The organism is Rhodococcus sp. HNM0569 (genome assembly GCF_012726205.1).
In the GTDB taxonomy this organism is placed as follows: domain Bacteria; phylum Actinomycetota; class Actinomycetes; order Mycobacteriales; family Mycobacteriaceae; genus Rhodococcus_F.
Window position 1 is genome coordinate 88514 of sequence record NZ_JAASAE010000010.1, and the last position, 19703, is coordinate 108216.

16 protein-coding genes are annotated in these 19703 nt (G+C 68.8%); 10 read left to right on the forward strand and 6 right to left on the reverse strand.

The annotated features are described in order from the left end of the window. Window positions 1-51: 51 nt before the first annotated feature. The 9 genes from HCA44_RS14690 (at window position 52) to proB (ending at window position 12419) form a co-directional block, all read left to right on the forward strand. Window positions 52-2727 carry a valine--tRNA ligase gene (locus HCA44_RS14690; protein ID WP_169649637.1) on the forward strand — a complete coding sequence of 892 codons (2676 nt, stop codon included), beginning with the start codon at window positions 52-54 and terminating at the stop codon, window positions 2725-2727. 59 nt (window positions 2728-2786) lie between these two features. Further along, window positions 2787-4184, forward strand: coding sequence for a folylpolyglutamate synthase/dihydrofolate synthase family protein (locus tag HCA44_RS14695; protein WP_169649767.1), 1398 nt, complete (start codon window positions 2787-2789; stop codon window positions 4182-4184). Continuing rightward, window positions 4181-4621 carry a DUF4233 domain-containing protein gene (locus HCA44_RS14700; protein ID WP_169649639.1) on the forward strand — a complete coding sequence of 147 codons (441 nt, stop codon included), beginning with the start codon at window positions 4181-4183 and terminating at the stop codon, window positions 4619-4621. The genes HCA44_RS14695 and HCA44_RS14700 overlap by 4 nt, the downstream gene beginning before the upstream one ends. 6 nt (window positions 4622-4627) lie before the next feature. Further along, window positions 4628-5044: a nucleoside-diphosphate kinase gene (gene ndk, locus HCA44_RS14705; RefSeq protein WP_169649641.1), complete on the forward strand. Its 417-nt coding sequence runs from the start codon at window positions 4628-4630 to the stop codon at window positions 5042-5044. A gap of 527 nt (window positions 5045-5571) precedes the next feature. Continuing rightward, entirely contained in the window at window positions 5572-8733 is a 3162-nt protein-coding gene (locus tag HCA44_RS14710) for a translation initiation factor IF-2 N-terminal domain-containing protein (protein WP_346764735.1), read from the forward strand. A gap of 193 nt (window positions 8734-8926) precedes the next feature. Beyond that, window positions 8927-9238 (forward strand): 50S ribosomal protein L21, encoded by a 312-nt coding sequence (gene rplU / locus HCA44_RS14715; protein ID WP_169649644.1) that lies wholly within the window; start codon window positions 8927-8929, stop codon window positions 9236-9238. Between the two features lie 66 nt (window positions 9239-9304). Beyond that, the gene (gene rpmA / locus HCA44_RS14720) at window positions 9305-9562 is read left to right on the forward strand and encodes a 50S ribosomal protein L27 (RefSeq protein WP_169649646.1); all 258 of its coding nucleotides are present in this window, start codon (window positions 9305-9307) and stop codon (window positions 9560-9562) included. A 230-nt stretch (window positions 9563-9792) separates the two neighbouring features. Further along, window positions 9793-11244 carry a GTPase ObgE gene (gene obgE / locus HCA44_RS14725; protein WP_169649648.1) on the forward strand — a complete coding sequence of 484 codons (1452 nt, stop codon included), beginning with the start codon at window positions 9793-9795 and terminating at the stop codon, window positions 11242-11244. Between the two features lie 14 nt (window positions 11245-11258). Continuing rightward, window positions 11259-12419 (forward strand): glutamate 5-kinase, encoded by a 1161-nt coding sequence (proB, locus tag HCA44_RS14730; RefSeq protein WP_169649650.1) that lies wholly within the window; start codon window positions 11259-11261, stop codon window positions 12417-12419. 37 nt (window positions 12420-12456) lie between these two features. Here the strand turns inward: proB and HCA44_RS14735 are convergent, their stop codons facing one another. Both HCA44_RS14735 and HCA44_RS14740 read right to left on the reverse strand, forming a co-directional pair. Next, window positions 12457-13923, reverse strand: a complete 1467-nt coding sequence (locus tag HCA44_RS14735; RefSeq protein WP_169649652.1) for an MFS transporter — start codon at window positions 13921-13923, stop codon at window positions 12457-12459. Between the two features lie 87 nt (window positions 13924-14010). Beyond that, entirely contained in the window at window positions 14011-15267 is a 1257-nt protein-coding gene (locus HCA44_RS14740) for an FAD-binding oxidoreductase (RefSeq protein WP_169649654.1), read from the reverse strand. A gap of 181 nt (window positions 15268-15448) precedes the next feature. Between HCA44_RS14740 and HCA44_RS14745 the strand changes: the two genes are divergently transcribed. Then, window positions 15449-16114, forward strand: a complete 666-nt coding sequence (locus tag HCA44_RS14745; protein WP_346764737.1) for a TetR/AcrR family transcriptional regulator C-terminal ligand-binding domain-containing protein — start codon at window positions 15449-15451, stop codon at window positions 16112-16114. Here the strand turns inward: HCA44_RS14745 and HCA44_RS14750 are convergent. The 4 genes from HCA44_RS14750 to ectB all read right to left on the reverse strand — a co-directional run bounded on the left by HCA44_RS14750 (window position 16085) and on the right by ectB (window position 19699). After that, window positions 16085-16924 (reverse strand): NAD-dependent protein deacetylase, encoded by an 840-nt coding sequence (locus tag HCA44_RS14750; RefSeq protein ID WP_169649656.1) that lies wholly within the window; start codon window positions 16922-16924, stop codon window positions 16085-16087. The genes HCA44_RS14745 and HCA44_RS14750 overlap by 30 nt on opposite strands. A gap of 33 nt (window positions 16925-16957) precedes the next feature. Further along, window positions 16958-17893 (reverse strand): D-isomer specific 2-hydroxyacid dehydrogenase family protein, encoded by a 936-nt coding sequence (locus HCA44_RS14755; RefSeq protein WP_169649658.1) that lies wholly within the window; start codon window positions 17891-17893, stop codon window positions 16958-16960. Window positions 17894-17903: 10 nt separating this feature from the next. Continuing rightward, window positions 17904-18302 carry an ectoine synthase gene (locus HCA44_RS14760; protein ID WP_169649660.1) on the reverse strand — a complete coding sequence of 133 codons (399 nt, stop codon included), beginning with the start codon at window positions 18300-18302 and terminating at the stop codon, window positions 17904-17906. A gap of 131 nt (window positions 18303-18433) precedes the next feature. Then, complete coding sequence (gene ectB / locus HCA44_RS14765; protein WP_169649662.1) at window positions 18434-19699, reverse strand: diaminobutyrate--2-oxoglutarate transaminase; 1266 nt, start codon at window positions 19697-19699, stop codon at window positions 18434-18436. Between the last annotated feature and the right edge of the window lie 4 nt (window positions 19700-19703).

Here is a 19703-nt window from a genome sequence, read left to right on the forward strand (position 1 = left end):
CCGTGCTTGCCCCGTACGAACCGTGTACCCGGCTACGCCTAGACTCGAGGGGTGACCAGTGCAGCTCCCGAGAACCCGCGCAACCCCGTCGACCTGCCCAAGAGCTGGGATCCCAGCGCCGTAGAGGCCGATCTGTACCAGGGCTGGGTGGATGCCGGGTACTTCACGGCCGACGCGACGAGCGACAAGCCGGGCTACTCGATCGTGCTGCCGCCGCCGAATGTGACCGGCAGCCTGCACATGGGCCACGCGCTCGACCACACGCTGATGGACGCGCTCACGCGGCGCAAGCGGATGCAGGGCTTCGAGGTGCTGTGGCTGCCCGGCATGGACCACGCGGGCATCGCGACGCAGACCATCGTCGAGAAGCAGCTCGCCGCGCAGGGCATCTCGAAGGAAGACCTCGGCCGCGACGCCTTCGTCGAGAAGGTGTGGGAGTGGAAGCGCGAGTCGGGCGGCAAGATCCAGGGCCAGATGAAGCGCATCGGCGACGGCGTCGACTGGAGTCGCGACCGCTTCACGATGGACGACGGGCTCTCGCGCGCGGTGCAGACGATCTTCAAGCGCCTGTACGACGACGGCCTGATCTACCGTGCCGAGCGCCTCGTCAACTGGTCGCCGGTGCTGCAGACCGCGATCTCGGACATCGAGGTCAAGTTCGAGGAGGTCGAAGGCGAGCTCGTGTCGCTGCGCTACGGTTCGCTCGACGACGCCGAGCCGCACGTGATCGTCGCCACCACACGTGTCGAGACGATGCTGGGTGACACCGCGGTGGCGGTGCACCCCGACGACGAGCGTTACCGCGACCTCGTGGGCACCACCCTCGAACATCCGATCACCGGCAGGCAGATCCCGATCGTCGCCGACGACTACGTCGACCCCGAGTTCGGCACCGGCGCGGTCAAGATCACGCCCGCGCACGATCCCAACGACTTCGAGATGGGGCTGCGTCACAACCTGCCGATGCCCAACATCATGGACAAGACGGGCCACATCGAAGGCACGGGTACGCGTTTCGACGGCATGGACCGATTCGAGGCTCGGGTCGCGGTCCGCGAGGAACTCGCCGCGCTGGGCCGCGTCGTCGCCGAGAAGCGCCCCTACCTGCACAGCGTCGGCCACTCCGAACGCAGCGGCGAACCGATCGAGCCGCGGCTGTCGCTGCAGTGGTGGGTCAAGGTGGACGAGCTCGCGAAGAAGGCAGGCGATGCCGTGCGTTCCGGGGACACCGTCATCCACCCCACGAGCCAGGAGCCGCGCTGGTTCTCGTGGGTCGACGACATGCACGACTGGACGATCTCGCGCCAGCTGTGGTGGGGCCATCGCATTCCGATCTGGTACGGACCGGACGGCGAGGTCGAGTGCTTCGGCCCCGACCAGACCCCGCCCGAGGGCTGGGAGCAGGACCCCGACGTCCTCGACACGTGGTTCTCGTCGGGACTGTGGCCCTTCTCCACGATGGGCTGGCCGGACGCCACGGCCGAGCTCGAGAAGTTCTACCCCACAAGCGTTCTCGTCACGGGCTACGACATCCTGTTCTTCTGGGTCGCGCGCATGATGATGTTCGGCACGTACGTCGCCGAGGATGCCGCGATCACCGCGGGCAAGACGCCCGACACCGGCAAGCAGGTGCCTTTCCGGGACGTGTTCCTGCACGGGCTCGTGCGCGATCAACACGGCAAGAAGATGTCGAAGTCGCGTGGCAACGGCATCGACCCGCTCGACTGGGTCGACCGGTTCGGCGCCGACGCGCTCCGCTTCACCCTGGCCCGTGGCGCCAACCCGGGTGCCGACCTCTCGGTCGGCGAAGACCACGCGCAGTCGTCGCGCAATTTCGCCAACAAGCTGTTCAATGCCACCAAGTTCGCGCTCATGAACGGCGCCGCGCCCGGCGAACTGCCGGCCCGCGACCAGCTCACCGACGCCGACCGCTGGATCCTCGACCGGCTCGAGACGGTCCGCGCCGACGTCGACGCCGCGTTCGACCGGTACGAGTTCTCCAAGGCGTGCGAGGCGCTCTACCACTTCGCGTGGGACGAGGTGTGCGACTGGTACCTGGAGATCGCCAAGGTCCAGGTGTCGGGCGATGCCGCTCCCACGACTCGCACCGTGCTCGGCACCGTTCTCGACTCGCTGCTGCGCCTGCTGCATCCGGTGGTCCCGTTCGTCACCGAAAGCCTGTGGAAGGCCCTCACCGGCGGCGAGTCGGTGGTCGTCGCGTCGTGGCCGCAGCCGAGCGGGATCGGCGCCGACCCGGTCGCTGCTCAGCGCATCGACGACATGCAGCGGCTCGTCACCGAGGTCCGCCGCTTCCGCAGCGATCAGGGTCTCAAGCCGTCGCAGAAGGTGCCCGCCCGGCTCGTCGGTGTGGACGCCGCCGATCTCGACGGCCAACTCGGCGCGGTGCGCTCACTCGTGCGGCTCACCGAACCCGAGGCGGACTTCGCGCCGTCGGTGTCGGTCGAGGTCCGGCTCAGCCAGGCGACCGTCACGGTCGAACTCGACACCTCGGGCACGGTCGACCTCGGCGCCGAGATCGCGCGTCTGCGCAAGGATCTCGCCGTCGCCGAGAAAGAGCTTGCAGGTACCACCGGCAAGCTCGGCAACGAGGCCTTCCTGGCGAAGGCACCCGACGCGGTGGTCGCGAAGATCCGTACGCGGCAGACCGTCGCACGCGAGGAGATCGACCGGATCACGGCGCGACTGAAGGAGCTGGGGCAGGCGTGAGCGACGCGCAGAATCCGTCACGGCCGGGGCGCGGTTCCGGCGGCGACGGCGCGCACGAGATCGATCCGGTCGACCTCGCCGAGCTCGCGCTCGTCGAGGCGGATCTCGACAAGCGGTGGCCCGAGACGAAGATCGAGCCGTCCCTCACGCGCATCTCCGCGCTCATGGACCTGCTCGGGTCACCGCAGAATGCGTATCCGTCGATCCATGTCGCCGGCACCAACGGCAAGACGTCCGTCACCCGCATGATCGACTCGTTGCTGCGCGCGCTGCATCGCCGCACCGGCCGCACCACGAGCCCCCACCTGCAACTCGCGACCGAACGCATCGGCATCGACGGGCACCCCCTCTCACCGCGCCGATATGTCGACACCTTCCGCGAGATCGAGCCGTACGTGCAGATGATCGATCAGCAGTCCGAGGCCGCGGGCGGCCCCGCGATGAGCAAGTTCGAGGTGCTCACGGCGATGGCCTTCGCGGCGTTCGCCGAGACTCCGGTCGACGTCGCGGTCGTGGAGGTGGGCCTCGGTGGCCGGTGGGATGCCACCAATGTCATCGACAGCCAGGTCGCCGTCGTCACCCCGATCGGGCTCGACCACGCCGAGTATCTCGGCACCGACCTCGCGAGCATCGCAGGCGAGAAGGCGGGCATCGTCAAGCAGCCGCCGCAGGACGGTCTCGTGCCCCGCGACGCCGTCGCGATCCTCGCGCAGCAGGAGCCCGAGGTCATGGACGTGCTGTTGCGTCGCGCGGTCGAGGTCGACGCAGCCGTGGCGCGCGAAGGTTCCGAGTTCTCGGTGCTCACGCGCCAGATCGCGGTGGGCGGCCAGCAACTCGAGTTGCAGGGGCTCGGTGGTGTCTACAGCGAGATCTTCCTTCCGCTGCACGGCGAACACCAGGCCCGGAATGCGTCCCTCGCGCTCGCCGCGGTCGAGGCGTTCTTCGGTGCGGGTGCCGACCGCCAACTCGAACAGGACGCGATTCGCGAAGGCTTCGCGACCGTCGTCAACCCCGGGCGGCTCGAGCGTGTGCGCGCCGCACCCACGGTGTTTCTCGACGCCGCGCACAATCCGCAGGGTGCCCGTGCCCTGGCCGAGGCGCTCACCGCGGAGTTCGACTTCCGCAAGCTGGTCGGTGTCGTGTCGATCATGGGGGACAAGGATGTCGACGGCATCCTCGAGGCACTCGAACCGGTGCTCGACGAGATCGTCGTGACGAACAACGGATCGCCCCGCGCGATGGATGTCGACGAACTCGCAGGCCATGCCGTCGCGCGGTTCGGCGACGAACGTGTCGTCGTCGCGGCGACGCTGGCGGACGCGATCGAGACCGCCATCGCCATCGCCGAGGATGTCGCCGATCCCGGCGAATCCGTGTCGGGCGCGGGCGTCGTCGTCACCGGCTCGGTCGTCACCGCCGGTGCGGCCCGCACGCTTTTCGGAAAGGACCCCGCGTGAGCGACGAGAACACACCTCCGGCGACGCCGCCGCCGGCCAATGATCCCCCGCCGACTCCGCCGGCCAACGATCCCTGGAAGGGCTTTCGGGGGGTGTGTGCGGGCACGCTCGTGCTGGAAGCGATCGTGATCCTGCTCGCGCTGCCGATCGTCGCGCAGCTCGGCGGTGGCATCACGTGGCTGTCCGGTGGCCTGATCATCGGGTCCGCGGTGCTGATGGTGCTGGGCGCGGGCGTACAGGGCCGTTCCTGGTCGATGAAGTTCAACATCGCGTTGCAGGTGATCTTGCTGCTCGGGTTCTTCGTCGACCTCTCGATCGGTGCGGTCGGGGTGATCTTCGGAATCGTCTGGGCGTACCTGATCTATCTGCGCCGGGACCTCCAGCAGCGCATGGCGCGGGGCCAGCTGCCGAGCCAGCAGCAGCGACCGTTAGGCTGACGCCCCGTGACAGAGCGCACCCTGGTACTGATCAAGCCCGACGCCGTTGCCCGCGGAAATGTGGGAGAGATTCTGGCGCGGATCGAGCGGAAAGGTCTCACGATCTCCGCGCTCGAACTGCGCGTGGCCGAGCAATCGGTCGCCGAGCAGCATTACGCCGAGCACGAGGGACGCCCCTTCTACGCGAGCCTGCTCGAGTTCATCACGTCGGGCCCGCTCGTCGCCGCGGTGGTCGAGGGGCCTCGCGCGGTGGCGGCATTCCGTCAGCTCGCGGGCGGCACCGACCCGGTCGAGAAGGCGATTCCCGGCACGATTCGCGGCGACCTCGGCCTCGAGACGCAGGAGAACCTCGTGCACGGCTCCGACTCGGTGGAGTCCGCCGAGCGCGAGATCGCGTTGTGGTTCCCGAAACTCGCAGGCTGATTTCCCACCCCCTCGGCGTCCCCGCGGTGAGCGGGGACGCCGTTCTCGTTGTTCCCGATGGTTCGCGTCTCGTGGGTTCCGATGTGTCACGCACGCCGTCGACCAGCACGTGCCGGGTAGTCCGGTCACCGGCCGCGGCGTGATGCGAGCGTCGGCCCCGCGGTGTTGCCGCGCCGTTGGTACGTGCGCGGGCGACCGTGTGGGATACTGGAGGCGGTCGGGCCTTCGGCGTGTCGCACGCTGATCGGCCGACCGGATGGCATCGGCCACCGAGCCCGTCGTCGTCGCCCCGCTCCATCGGGAAGGTCCCGCTGGTGCGTCCGGAGGCACGCGAGCGCGGCGCCCGGGTGGGCGCGAGCCATCCGCCAGGCACTGCACGAGCATGTGGTGAAACGGACACCATGTGCCGCGTGGCGCGAGACCAGACAATCTCGCATTCGACGAGTGCGAGTACACACATGCGCCCCTGTGTGGCCGCGTCACAGTCCCGACGGACTGGACGCGCCCGGGGGTCCGAGGAGACTTACGTGGCCGATCAGTCGCCGCCCGCACAATCAGATCCGCAGCTGCCCGAGAAGATGCGAGTGCACGCTCTCGCGAAGCTGTTGGGGGTCACCAGCAAGCAGGTCCTCGCCGAGGCCACTGCGCTCGGCGCCGAACTGCGCAGTGCGCAGTCGAGCATCACGCGCGAGGTGGCCGAGCAGGTGAGGGGTGCTCTGTTCCCCGCCGAGCCCGTCGCGGAGCAGCCGGAAGCCGAGCAGGCCCAACCGGAACCCGAGCAGGCGCAGCCGGAACCCGAGGAGGCAGTGCCCGCCGCCGAGCCCGAAGCCGCGGGTGCGACCGAGGCATCGGACGCCGCCGAGGTACCGGATGCTGCGGCGGCTCCCGACGTGGCCGAGTCCGAGGCACCCATGCTCGACCTCGGCGTCGTGCCCGAGCCGGCACCCACCCCCGTCGTCAGCCAGGCGCCGCTGTTCCTGCAGCCCGATCCGGAGGCGGCCCGCGAGCGCAGGCGTAGCCGCGCCGAGAGCACCGAGCAGGAACCCCGCGACGCGGCTGCCGAGCCCGCCGACAGCACCGACGCCGCAAGCGGCACCGACGCCGAGTCCGAGGCGGATGCCGACGAGCAGCCGCGTCGACGGCGCCGGGGGCGTCGCGGTCGCGGTCGCGGGCGTGGCGAGCAGACGGAGCGCGACGACACGACGGACGAGTCGAGCGACGACACACACGACAGCGCTACCAAGAACGACGGCGACACCAAGAAGGGCGGCGGCACCAAGAACGACGGCGGCGCCGGGAAGTCGGGCGACAAGCGCGGCGCACCGGGCGACGAGAGCCCCGAGGGCGAGGCAGCCGACGAGGCTGGGAAGTCGGCGAGCGCCGACTCGGCGTCCGACACGAAGGCGGACACCGCGTCGAAGTCCGATACCGACGACGAGTCGGGAGACGGGTCGGCCAGTCGTCGTCGCCGTCGTCGTCGCCGCCGCAAGAGCGGATCGGACGGAGCCGACGCGTCGTCCGACGACGATCCGCCGAACACTGTCGTTCACGAGCGTGAGCCGCGCAGCAAGTCGAAGGCCAAGGACGAGGTGCAGGGCATCTCGGGTTCGACCCGACTCGAAGCGAAGCGTCAGCGACGCCGCGACGGACGCGACGCCGGTCGCAGGCGTCCGCCGATCCTCACCGAGTCGGAATTCCTCGCGCGTCGCGAGGCGGTCGACCGCGTGATGGTCGTGCGCGACCGCTCGGTCGTGTCGAGCGCCCACGCGGCCACACAGGTGGGCGTGCTCGAGGACGACATCCTCGTCGAGCACTTCGTCACCACCTCGACCACCGCGTCGATGGTCGGCAACGTCTACCTCGGCCGAGTCCAGAACGTGCTGCCGAGCATGGAGGCAGCGTTCGTCGACATCGGCCGCGGCCGCAACGGCGTGCTGTACGCAGGCGAGGTCAACTGGGAGGCGGCCGGTCTCGGCGGCAATTCGCGCAAGATCGAGCAGGCTCTCAAGCCGGGCGATCAGGTGCTCGTGCAGGTCAGCAAGGATCCGGTCGGCCACAAGGGCGCTCGGCTCACCACGCAGGTGAGCCTCGCGGGCCGTTTCCTGGTGTACGTACCGGGCGGCACGTCCACCGGCATCAGCCGCAAACTGCCGGACACCGAGCGCAAGCGTCTCAAGGAGATCCTGCGCGAGGTCGTCCCGGCCGACGCGGGCGTCATCATCCGCACGGCGGCCGAGGGAGTGAGCGCCGAGGAGATCGCGCGCGACGTCGAGCGACTGCAGGCGCAGTGGGAGACGATCCGGCAGCAGTCGGCGGAGGCCGAGGCGAAGCGTTCGGGCAACCCGGTGACGCTGTACGAAGAGCCCGACCCGCTGGTCAAGGTCATCCGCGATCTGTTCAACGAGGACTTCTCGAAGCTCGTCGTGCACGGCGCCGCCGCGTGGGACACCGTACGGTCGTACATCGAATCGGTCGCGTCGGATCTGCTGCCCCGCGTGGAGCAGTACACGGACGACGGCAGGGGAGACGTCTTCGCTGCGTACCGCATCGACGAGCAGCTCGCGAAGGCGCTCGACCGCAAGGTGTGGCTTCCGTCCGGCGGCACCCTGGTGATCGACCGCACCGAGGCGATGACGGTCGTCGACGTCAACACCGGGAAGTTCACGGGGTCGGGTGGCAATCTCGAGGAGACCGTCACGCGCAACAATCTCGAGGCGGCCGAGGAGATCGTGCGGCAGATGCGTCTGCGCGACATCGGCGGCATGATCGTCGTCGATTTCATCGACATGGTCCTCGAATCGAATCGCGATCTCGTGTTGCGTCGTCTCACCGAGGCGCTCGGCCGCGACCGCACCCGGCACCAGGTGTCCGAGGTCACGTCGCTCGGCCTGGTCCAGATGACGCGCAAGAAGCTGGGTACCGGTCTGGTCGAGGCATTCTCGACCCAGTGCGAGCACTGCAACGGCCGTGGCATCGTCGTCCACTCGGAACCCGTGCAGGGCAAGCAGGCCGACGAAGGCCGCCCGCAGCGCGAGTCGCGGCGCAAGAAGGGCAAGGACCGGTCGGGCGACAAGCACGCTCCCGAGGCGGAGAAGGACACGGCGGACAAGGGCACGGCGGAGAAGGACGCGTCGGTCAAGCGGGCCCATCCGGTGGCTCTCGCGATGGCGAACCACCACCAGCACGACGAGAGCGCCGAGACCACAGTCGCGGTCGACGTCGCACCGGACGCGGAGGTCACCGTCGAGGTGCCGGAGACGGCCGCGGTCGAGGTCACCGAGACGGTGGCGCCTTCCGCAGCGGACGACGACGCCCCGACGCCTGCCGAGCAGGTCACGATCGTGGCGAGTGCTGCCACGAACGGTGTCGACACGGATTCGGAACTGCCGGCCGCGCAGACGCAGAAGGCCGAAGCGGCATCCGAGCCTGTCGCGCCCCGGGCCGCGGCGGACACGGCCGCAACGGAGCCTGCCGAGTCCAAGCCACGACGGCGTGCCCGGCGCGTGTCGCGTGCGGCGGCGCCGACGGGTGAGGCCGCGGGCACGGTCGTCGTCGTCCCCGCGGGCTCCGCCGACGGCGCGCGCCCGGACACGGCTGCGGCGCCCGAGGTGGAAGTCGAGGTCGTCAGCCGACCGCGCCGTCGCCGCGCCGCGGCACGACCCGCCGGTCCGCCGGTCGACGCGGAGTAGTGGCGCAGTGGACGGCGGTTTGGTTCGTGGGGCCGCCGTCCTGTAACCTTGAGCAGTCGCTCGTCGGCGTTCGGGTTCCGCTGTGCCGCCCGCAGGTGAGACTGCGCGCGAATCCTCCGCACGAGCCGCCACACCAGACCAGTCGCGCTTCCGGCGCGAGCAAGTTCGAAAAGAAGCAAGGGGTAGCCCTCCGATGGCAACGTACGCGATCGTCAAGACCGGCGGAAAGCAGTACAAGGTCGCTGTTGGTGACCTCGTCAAGGTCGAGAAGATCGACGGTGAGCCCGGAACGGCTGTCTCGCTTGATCCGGTTCTCGTCGTCGACGGGTCCGAGCTGACCACCGATGCGGACAAGCTGGCGAAGATCACCGTCACCGGCGAGGTCGTCGAGCACACCAAGGGTCCGAAGATCCGCATCCACAAGTTCAAGAACAAGACCGGCTACCACAAGCGTCAGGGCCACCGGCAGAAGCTGACCGTCCTCAAGGTCACCGGCATCAAGTAATTCTGTCGGCGTCGAATCCGACGCCGTCGACTTTCATCACGCTTTTCACCCTGAGGAGGGTTGGTCATGGCACACAAGAAGGGTGCATCCAGCTCGCGCAACGGTCGCGACTCGAATCCCCAGTACCTCGGCGTCAAGCGCTTCGGTGGCCAGGAGGTCCTGGCAGGCGAGATCCTCGTCCGTCAGCGCGGCACGCACTTCCACCCGGGCGTCAACGTCGGCCGTGGTGGCGACGACACGCTGTTCGCTCTCGCTGCCGGTGCGGTCGAGTTCGGCTCCAAGCGTGGTCGCAAGACCGTCAACATCGTCCCGGCGTCGGCGTAAGCCCGATCCGCAGTCGATGTCGCCGCCCGCGAGGGCGCGCTCGAATCAGTTGTCGCCGCCCGTCAGGGCGCGTTCAGCTCCGACAGGGGCGGACCGGGTGAGTACCCGGTCCGCCCCTGTCGTTTTTTGTACAGTCGATTTCGTACATGCGGCTGTTTCGCACATTCGACGAGGTCGTCGCAGGTAGCGCACGCACGCGCCCCGCGCCCTCGTCCCCAGGAAGGACTCCGATGGCCCGCTTCATCGACCGCGTGACACTCAACGTGAGTGCAGGTAAGGGCGGCAACGGCTGCGCGTCGGTGCACCGCGAGAAGTTCAAGCCGCTGGGCGGGCCGGACGGCGGCAACGGCGGCCGCGGCGGCGACGTCGTCCTCGAGGTGGACGAGAACGTCCACACTCTCCTCGATTTCCACTTTCATCAGCACGCGAAGGCCACCAACGGTACGCAGGGGATGGGCGGCAACCGCAACGGAGCCAACGGCGACGATCTCGTGTTGCGTGTGCCCGACGGCACCGTCGTCCTCGATCGCGAGGGCACCGTGCTCGCGGACCTCGTCGGGGTGGGTAGTCGATTCGAGGCCGCGGAGGGTGGCCGCGGCGGACTCGGCAATGCTGCGCTCGCGTCGCGGGCACGCAAGGCGCCGGGCTTCGCGCTGCTCGGCGAAGACGGCCAGACGCGTGAGCTGGTCCTCGAGCTCAAGTCCGTCGCCGACGTCGGGCTGGTCGGTTTCCCGTCGGCGGGCAAGTCGTCCCTCGTGTCGGTGTTGTCCGCCGCCAAGCCCAAGATCGCCGACTACCCGTTCACCACGCTCACGCCGAATCTCGGTGTCGTGTCGAGCGGAGACACCACCTTCACGATCGCCGACGTCCCCGGTCTCATCCCGGGCGCGAGCGAGGGGCGTGGTCTCGGGCTCGACTTTCTCCGGCATCTCGAACGGTGCGCGGTGCTCGCGCATGTCGTCGACTGCGCGACTCTCGAACCGGGGCGAGACCCGATCTCGGACGTCGACGCGCTCGAAGCGGAACTCGCGGCGTACACGCCCGCTCTCGCAGGCGATGCGGGTCTGGGTGATCTCGCCGAGCGGCCGCGCATCGTCATCCTCAACAAGGTCGACGTTCCCGAGGCGGAAGAACTCGCCGAGATGGTCACGCCCGAGTTCGAGGCGCGTGGTTGGCCCGTGTTCGCGATCTCCGCGGTCGCGCGAACAGGCCTGCGCCCGTTGACGTTCGCATTGGCGCGGCTGGTCCGGGAGTACCGCGAGGCCCATCCGAAGGCCGAGCCCGCCCGGCAGGTCATCCGTCCGGTCGCTCGGGACGAGAGCGGGTTCACCGTCGTCACCGATCCGGACGAGCCCGGCGGATTCATCGTCCGTGGCCGCAGGCCCGAACGGTGGGTCGCGCAGACGCAGTTCGACAACGACGAAGCCGTCGGATATCTCGCCGATCGGCTCGCGCGACTCGGCGTCGAGGACGAACTGGTCAAGCAGGGTGCCGTGCCGGGCGCACCGGTCACGATCGGCGACGTCAGCTTCGAGTGGGAGCCGCAGACCGCCGCGGGTGTCGACGTCGTGCGTACCGGCCGAGGCACCGACATGCGGCTCGATCAGGTCGACCGCGTGGGCGCGGCCGAACGCAAGCACGCGCGCCGGGTGCGTCGCGGGCTCGAGGACGACGACGAGTGACCGGGACGGACGGGATGAGTGACACTCGGCAGACCATCGCCTCCGCGCACAGCATCGTCGTCAAGATCGGTTCGTCCGCTCTCACGAGCCTCGTCGACGGGCTCGACACCGGGCGGCTCGATCTGTTGGTGGATGCGATCGAGACTCGGATGCGCGCGGGCTCGGACGTCGTCGTCGTGTCTTCCGGCGCTGTGGGCGCTGGTCTCGCTCCGCTCGGATTGTCCAGCAGGCCACGCGATCTGGCGACGAAGCAGGCTGCCGCGAGCGTCGGGCAGTTGGCGCTCGCACACGCGTGGGGTACGTCCTTCCACCGCTACGGCCGCACGGTCGGGCAGGTGCTTCTCACTGCCGACGACATCGCGAAGCGCACCAACCACCGCAATGCGCAGCGCACTCTCGACCGGCTTCGCTCGCTGCATGCGGTCGCCGTGGTCAACGAGAACGACACCGTCGCCACCACCGAACTGCGGTTCGGCGACAATGATCGGCTCGCCGCGCTGGTCGCGCACCTGGTGGGTGCGGACGCGCTGATGCTGCTGTCGGACGTCGACGGGCTGTACGACGGTGACCCGCGTAAGGGCGCGGCACGTTTCATCCCCGAGGTGGCCAGCCCCGAGGATCTCGACGGCGTCGTCGCAGGCGAGGGTGGCGCACTCGGCACCGGCGGTATGGCGTCGAAGCTGTCGGCGGCGCGGCTCGCGGCGGACGCCGGGGTTCCGGTGCTGCTGGCAGCGGCGTCGGACGCGGCGCGGGCGCTGTCGGTCGGCGACGTGGGCACCGTGTTCGCGGCTCGGCCGACGAGGCTGTCGTCGCGCAAGTTCTGGGTGCGGCACGCGGCGGACGAGCAGGGCATCCTGCACCTCGACGCGGGTGCAGTCGACGCGGTGGTCGCACGGCGTCGCTCGTTGCTGCCTGCGGGTGTCGTGGCCGTCACCGGGGAGTTCCACGGCGGCGACGTCGTGGCGATGCACGGCCCGGACGGCACGACGGTCGCGCGTGGCGTCGTCGCCTACGACGCGGCGGAGGTGGCGGAGATGATGGGGCGCTCGACGCGCGATCTGCCCGCCGAGTTGCGTCGCCCCCTCGTGCATGCCGACGACCTCGTCCCGCTCGTCGCCCGGCGCATCGCTGCGGCGGATGTGGCGGCGACCGCGCCCGGAGGCGTCGCGCAGTAGCGGACGGGCCTCCGGGCGGGTGGTGCCGCCCCGACGGTCAGCGGGTGGGCGCGGCGACCTGAGTGAATCGGTTCGGAATTGCCAGTGCTGCAACAAGTCCGACGAGGGCGACGCCCGCGGTCACGAGGAAGCCGAGCATGATTCCCGTCTCCGAGTAGAGGGTTGATCCCTCTACCGTGACCGCGATGTGCGAGTTGAGTACCGCGAACACGATGACCGGCAGGATCGCCGGGAAGAGATTGCCCGTGGTCGACGCGATGGCGCCCGTCGTGGCTTGCAGCTCCGGCTTGACCGCGGCGATCAACAGGTTGGGTGTCGCCGCGTACCCCATGCCGCCGCCGAAACCGATGACGGCAGCGAACAGGATGACCGGGATTCGGGAATCGTGTGAGACGGCGAGTGCGAGGCAGCCGACCGTCATACCCACGAGGCCCACGACCATGAGCTTCTTCGCTGCCACGCGGCCGACGATCGCGCCGACCAGGATCCCGCCGACGAATGTGGTGATCGCCTGTGGCGCTTGGAAAGCCGCGTACCCGGTGGCATCGACGCCGAAACCGTAACCGAGCCCCATCTCGCCGGGTGTCATCGCCATCATCGGCAGCAGGACGGTGAACGCGGCGATCACCGCCCAGCACATCCCGGAGCTGATCGCGGTCATCGCGACGGGCCTCATCTTCAGCAGTGCCAGATCGATCAGGGGATCGCGGGTGCGCTTGGCCTGGAACCACCATGCGACGAGGAACGCGAGGCCGCCGACGATGTACGCGAGGGTCGAAGGCGCCGTCCAGCCCCAGTTCGGGCCGAGGCTCACACCGATCAGGACGCCGGCGAGGCCGAGGCCGAGCAGGAGCGCGCCGACGAGGTCGATGCGCGAACGCAGCCTGACCGGGGACTCCTCGGTGGTGAAGCGGATCAGTACGGTGAGGAGGGAGAGCGTGATCACGAAGAACCAGAAGATGCTGCGGAAACCGAAGTTGTCGACGAGCCAGCCGGTCAGGAACGGCGACGGCACTGCGATCAAGCCCATACCGGTCGTGGACAGGCTCACGGCCATCGCGATCGTCCGGGGCGGGTACACGTCGCGGATGAGCGAGTACACGAGGAACAGGCACGGGCTGAGCAGACCGGTGAGTGACCAGCCCATCAGCAGGATCGCGAAGTTCGGTGCCAGCGCCGAGATCAGCGCGCCGACGGCGGACAGGCCGACACACCACAGCAGCAGCAGGCGTTTGCCGTAGGTGTCGGCGAGCTTGCCGAGCAACGGGGACGCGACCGAACCGACGAGCAGGAATGCGGTGACGAGCCAGACGCCCTGGTTGGTATGGAAGTGCGCCGACAACTCCGGCAGCGCGATCGATACCATCAGATAGCTGCACGAGAGCATCTCGAGCACGAGCACCATCGAGACGAAGGAGACGAGCAGGCGCGGGCTCCATCCGCCGTCACGCTCGCGCGTGTCGACGGGTGGAGCGGTGCTGCCGCCGTGAAGAACAGAATCCATGATCAGGCCTTTCGGAGAAACCTGGTGGGGGGGAAGGGATCTGTCGAGCGGTGCAGGAGAGATCGAGCGGTGGGGCAGTGTGCCGGGTCAGGATCCGAGGAGGGCTTCCTGGATTTCCGGGCTCGTGGGGACGGCCGCGGACGAGTCTGCGAATCGGAAGACCTCGTGCGGAAGGCCGTCGCGCCAGCGCCCGGTGAGCGTGTACTCGGCGGCGAGGCGACCGATCTCGTCGGCGGCCATGGCGCCGCGCTCGCCTTCGATCACGACCGTGACGCGCTCGGACGCGCGGTCGAGATAGGGCAGGCCCGTGGGAGTTTCGCACACCATGCACGGACGTGTGTGCGCCTCACCGAACGTCTGTCCTGGCATCAGTTCACCCAGCAGCGCGCGGGTCTCGTCGATATCTCGTGCGCGGCCACCCGTACGCACCCACGCCGCGATGTCACTCGTGTTGTCGAGCGGATTGGCGAGCAGGCTGCTGCCGGAAACCTTGACGTACCAACGGCCGTCGGGATAACGCAGGGGAGACATCACGATGCCGCCGAAGTCGCCCTCGCCGCCCGTCACCCGCATGTACATCATCGCGGGCATGTCGACCTCGTCGGGATCGGGCACCTCGACGAGTACGACGGTCGCGCCGTAGGTCGTCATCGGAATCGGCCGGTCCAGCAGGCCCACCGCGTTGGTGGCCGCACCGGTGGCCAGCACCGCATAGTCGGCGACCCACGAACTACCCGACTTCGACGTGATCGAGACGGCGTCGGACGTCTCGGTGAGGTCGGTGATCTCGTCGCGCACGAGGGTGGCCCCTCCCGCGACCGCGGCCGTCAACTCGGCGCGGACGAGTTCGCGCGGATTGAGGATGAGGGCGTCGCGCTGCAGGAGACCCACGTGGCCGGGCGCGAACCGCAGGTGCGGGTACTCGCGCCGCAGGTCGTCCTCGTCGAGGGATTCGACCGGCACGCCGAGATCCTCGGCATTGCGGAGCAGCCGACCGCGGTCGAACCATTCGGGTTCGTCGCGACGGCCGGACGTGTCCGGAAGCACGGTGAGCGACTCGGTGGGTTTGGTGAACACGACGCCCGAACGGGCCGACAGGTCGTCGAAGCGTCGGATCGAGCGAGTTGCGAGCAGCGTCGTGACCAGCGGAACCTCGAGTACGTGTGCCAGGCGGCCCTGGTCGTAGTAGCCGGCCCACACGCCCTGGTGGTCGTCGAATCGGGCGGGCTCGTCCGGCCCGACGACGACGACCGACGCGCCCTGGTCCGCGAGGTGGCGCGCGGTGGCGGCGCCCAGCGGGCCTGCGCCGAGGACGGCGACGTCGAAACGGGACTGATCGTGCACGGGGATCTCCTTCGTTCGCCACCGTCCGGCTTTGCTCTCGCGCGGTAGGCGCGTGTGACGCTCTGGCACAGTGGGTTCATCGGTGAATGAGTTGTGTGACGTGACGCACATCATGAAGCGGTGCCACCACTAAAGTCAACAGTGTGTGTCGTTAAGTCCGGATTTCGAAGGGAACATCGACGTGAACAACCCAGCGGCCGACGCGCGCACGCACGGCGAAGCCGATCCCACCGCTCCTGCCGCGACGTCGCGCGAGCGCGTCCGCACAGGCGGGCGCAGCGAGGAGGTGCGCCGCGCAGTGGGCGACGCCTGTCTGGCATTCCTCGCCGAGGGGCGCATCGCATTCACGACGGTCGAACTGGCCGAACGCGCGGGCGTGAGCCGCAAGACGATCTACCGATGGTGGCCCACGCACGACGACGTGCTCGTCGAAGGACTGTCACGGCACGTGCGGAGCGTCGCCGTGCCCGACACCGGCAGCTGGCACAGCGACGTCCACGAGTTCGCGCACCGCATAGCGACCTATGCCGCCGACCCCGTCGAGGTCGCCACGGCAGCCGTCATGGCGAGCCGCCGTCACCCGGACTTCGGCCGCATCGTGCTCGAGCAGTACGGGCCCGTGCAGGCGGCGTGGCGGGGCATGGTCGAGCGTGCCGTGGCCCGGGGGGACGCCAACGCCGAACACACCTCGGAGGCGATCGTCAACGCGCTCGTCGCGCCGCTCTTTCTCGCACCGTTGATGATGGGGCGTAAGGCGAGCGACGAGGAGATCGACCGCACCGTGGCAATCGTGCTCGCCGCGACGCGCGTGGACGTGTCAGGCGGCGCCGGCGGCGACCACGCCTGAAGTGCCGTCCGCGAGCGCGCGCAGTGCGTCCGAGCAGTCCGCATGCAGGGTGAGCGTGGCGAGCGCGTCGCCGCGCGTGGCACCGCGATTGACGATCGCGATCGGCTTGCCGTCGCGGTGTGCGCGTCGGACGAAGCGCAGCCCCGACATCACCGTGAGGGACGAGCCCACCACGAGGAGCGCGTCGGCGTCGTCGACGGCGGCGTAGGCGGCCTCGACACGCGGCTTCGGTACCGACTCGCCGAAGTACACGATGTCGGGTTTGAGCATGCCACCGCAGGCCGGGCAGTCGATCATGCGGAACGGCACCGAGTCGGGCACGACGGCATCTGCGTCGGGTGCCACCTCGATCGCACCCTCACCCCGAACCTCCTGTGCGAAACCGGGGTTCGCGTCCTCGAGCAGATCGGCGAGAGTGAGTCGCGACATCCGCACGTCGCATTCCAGGCAGCGCACCTGTGCGTACGTCCCGTGCAGATCGATCACCCTGCGGCTGCGCGCCTTGGTGTGCAGCAGGTCGACGTTCTGGGTGACGACGGCGGTGACGACGCCCGCCGATTCGAGTTCGGCCAGCGCGCGATGACCGTCGTTGGGCTGCGCTGCGTCCATGTGCCGCCAGCCGAGATGATTGCGCGCCCAGTACCGGCGCCGGAATGCGGGGTCGCCGACGAACTGCTGGTATGTCATGGGGTTGCGTGGGGGAGAGTCCGGGCCGCGGTAATCGGGGATGCCGGATGCCGTGGAGATGCCTGCTCCGGTGAGCACGCACACACGACGCCCGCGCAGCAACCGCACCAGCTCGTCGAACACGATCTCCACGATACCGACGTGGGCGACAGGGCGTCAGTATCCAGCGACAGGGTCGATGCGAGCGCTGAGTTCGTCGCCGTGCACGAAGTGCGCGACATTGCGCGCGACGAAGTCGGCGTAGGCGCGGCTGTGCATCGCGGGCGGATTCGCGACGTGCGGGGTGACGATCGCGTTGGGCAGCGACCACAGCGGGTGGTCGTCGGGCAGCGGCTCGGGGTCGGTGACGTCGAGACCGGCGCCGCCGATGGTGCCTGCGGCGAGCGCGTCGACCAGTGCGTTCGTGTCGACGAGGGGACCGCGGGCGATGTTGACGACCCACGAGGTGGGCTTCAGGGAGTCCAGCGCGTGCGCGTTCACGATGTGGTGCGTCGCGGTGGTGGCGGGAGCGGCCACCACCACGTGGTCGACGCGCGGCCAGAGTTCGTCGATGCGGGACGTGGGCAGCGTCTCCAGTGCGCCGGGAACCGGCGAACCGGATCGATTGACTGCCACGACGTCGGCGCCGAGGGCCGCCAGCAACGGAATCAGGGCGCGGCCGATGCCGCCCGCGCCGACGATGCCGACCGTACTGCCTCGAAGGGTGTGCACGCTGTCGACGACGGCGGGATCGGAGTTCCATGACGTCGCCGCGAAGTGGGTCGGCAAGGCCCGGACACCCGCGAGCAGGAGGGTGAGTGCGTGCTCGGCCACCTGTGGTGCATACACGCCCGCCGCCGACGTCCACGTCGCATGCGTGTCCTGGGGGATGAGCCCCGCTGCGAACCAACGCTCGACCCCGGCCGAGGGCAACTGCACCCATTCGACGTGCCGGGGGAGCGGGTCGGGAAAACCGTCCGGCCCGCCGCGCCACACGAGGGCGCGTGCAGAATCGAGCGGAGACAACGAAGCCCCGCCCCGGAGTACAGCTTCTTCGAGCTGTGCATCCGGGACGGGGCCCACCGCGACCAGCGCGGCATCGCGTTCTGCCACGAGTGCGAGGCTACGCCGGCGACTCGATCAGGGGGTAGACGCCGTTCTCGTCGTGCACCTCGCGGCCCGTGACCGGCGGGTTGAACACGCACAGCATGCGCATCTGGGTGTCCGGCTCGACCTTGTGCTTCTCGTGGCCGTTGAGCAGGTACATCGTGCCCGGAGCCAGGTCGTAGACCTTGTCGTTGGTGAGGTCGGTCAGTTTGCCGGTGCCCTCGACGAGCCACACGGCCTCGACGTGGTTCGCGTAGTGGAAGATGTTGACCGAGCCGGCTTTGATGGTGGTCTCGTGGAAGGAGAAGCCGACCTTGTCGCCACCGAGGACGATGCGCTTGCTGCGCCAGTTGCCGTCCTCGCTCGTGATGTCGCGATCGGTATCGGTGATTTCGTCGGTCGTACGAACGATCATGTCCGGTGATGCCTTTCTCTACTAACGGGGCAGCGTATCGCTGCATACGCAGGCCGGTGTCCGGCACTGCCACACACGGCGGCGGCCGGCCCAACGGCCGGCCGCCGCGCTCGATCGTGTGCGAAAAGTGATCAGCTGCAGACCTTTTCGGTTGCGCTGGTGAGAATGCGCAGGCCCTGGTCGAGCTCGTCGTTCGTGACCGTCAGCGGCGGAAGCAGTTTCACCACTTCGTCCGACGGACCCGACGTCTCGGCGAGCAGGCCCTCGTCGAACGCGAGTTTGCAGACCTTGCCCGCGTTCTCGGCGTCGTCGAACACCAGGCCCTGCACCAGGCCGCGGCCGCGCGTGCTGACGCCGTCGAACTTGTCGGCGAGCTTGGTGAAGGCGTTCGAGATCGTCTCGCCCTTCGCGAGGGTCTCCTCGGGCAGCGTGCTGCCTGCGCCCCAGTACTCCTGGATCGCGGCGGTGGCCGTGACGAATGCGGGGTTGTTGCCACGGAAGGTGCCGTTGTGCTCGCCCGGGCCCCACACGTCGAGCTCACGCTTGAACATCGTCAGCGCCATCGGAAGGCCGTATCCGCCGATCGACTTCGACAGGGTGACGATGTCGGGCTGGATGCCGGCGATCTCGAAGGAGAAGAACGGACCGGTGCGGCCGCAGCCCATCTGGACGTCGTCGACGATCAGCAGGATCTCGCGACGTGCACACAGGTCGGCGAGCGCCCGAAGCCATTCGGCGCGTGCGACATTGACGCCGCCTTCGCCCTGGACGGTCTCGACGATGACGGCCGCGGGACGGTTCAGGCCACTGCCGGAGTCGTCGAGCACGCGCTCGAACCACTGGAAGTCCTCGGTGACGCCGCCGAAGTAGTTGTCGAACGGCATCGGGGTGGCGTGGACGAGTGGAACACCGGCGCCCGCGCGCTTCATCGAGTTGCCGGTGACCGACAATGCACCGAGCGTCATGCCGTGGAATGCATTGGTGAAGTTGATGATCGACTCGCGGCCGGTCACCTTGCGGGCCAGCTTGAGTGCGGCCTCGACGGCGTTCGTGCCCGTCGGGCCGGGGAACTGCACCTTGTAGTCGAGGTTGCGGGGCTCGAGGATGTTGTGCTGGATGGTCTCGAGCAGTTCACGCTTGGCGACCGTGTTCATGTCGAGGCCGTGCGTGATCCCGTCGCCGACGATGTAGTCGACGAGAGCCTTCTTGAGAATCGGGTTGTTGTGCCCGTAGTTCAGAGCGCCTGCGCCCGCGAAGAAGTCGAGGTACTCGCGACCGTTCTCGTCGCGGATCCAGGAGCCCGACGCGGTGGTGAAGGTCGCGGGCCATCCGCGGCTGTAGCTGCGGACTTCGGACTCGAGATGCTCGAAAATTGCGGTTTTGTCAGCTTCAGGCATGACT

Excerpts from the sequence above, each read along its gene's own strand:
- rplU (WP_169649644.1), top strand. The coding sequence starts at position 8,927 with ATGGCAACGTACGCGATCGTCAAGACCGGCGGAAAGCAGTACAAGGTC.
- rpmA (WP_169649646.1), top strand. The coding sequence starts at position 9,305 with ATGGCACACAAGAAGGGTGCATCCAGCTCGCGCAACGGTCGCGACTCG.
- obgE (WP_169649648.1), top strand. The coding sequence starts at position 9,793 with ATGGCCCGCTTCATCGACCGCGTGACACTCAACGTGAGTGCAGGTAAG.
- proB (WP_169649650.1), top strand. The coding sequence starts at position 11,259 with ATGAGTGACACTCGGCAGACCATCGCCTCCGCGCACAGCATCGTCGTC.
- HCA44_RS14735 (WP_169649652.1), bottom strand. The coding sequence starts at position 13,923 with ATGGATTCTGTTCTTCACGGCGGCAGCACCGCTCCACCCGTCGACACG.
- HCA44_RS14760 (WP_169649660.1), bottom strand. The coding sequence starts at position 18,302 with ATGATCGTTCGTACGACCGACGAAATCACCGATACCGATCGCGACATC.
- ectB (WP_169649662.1), bottom strand. The coding sequence starts at position 19,699 with ATGCCTGAAGCTGACAAAACCGCAATTTTCGAGCATCTCGAGTCCGAA.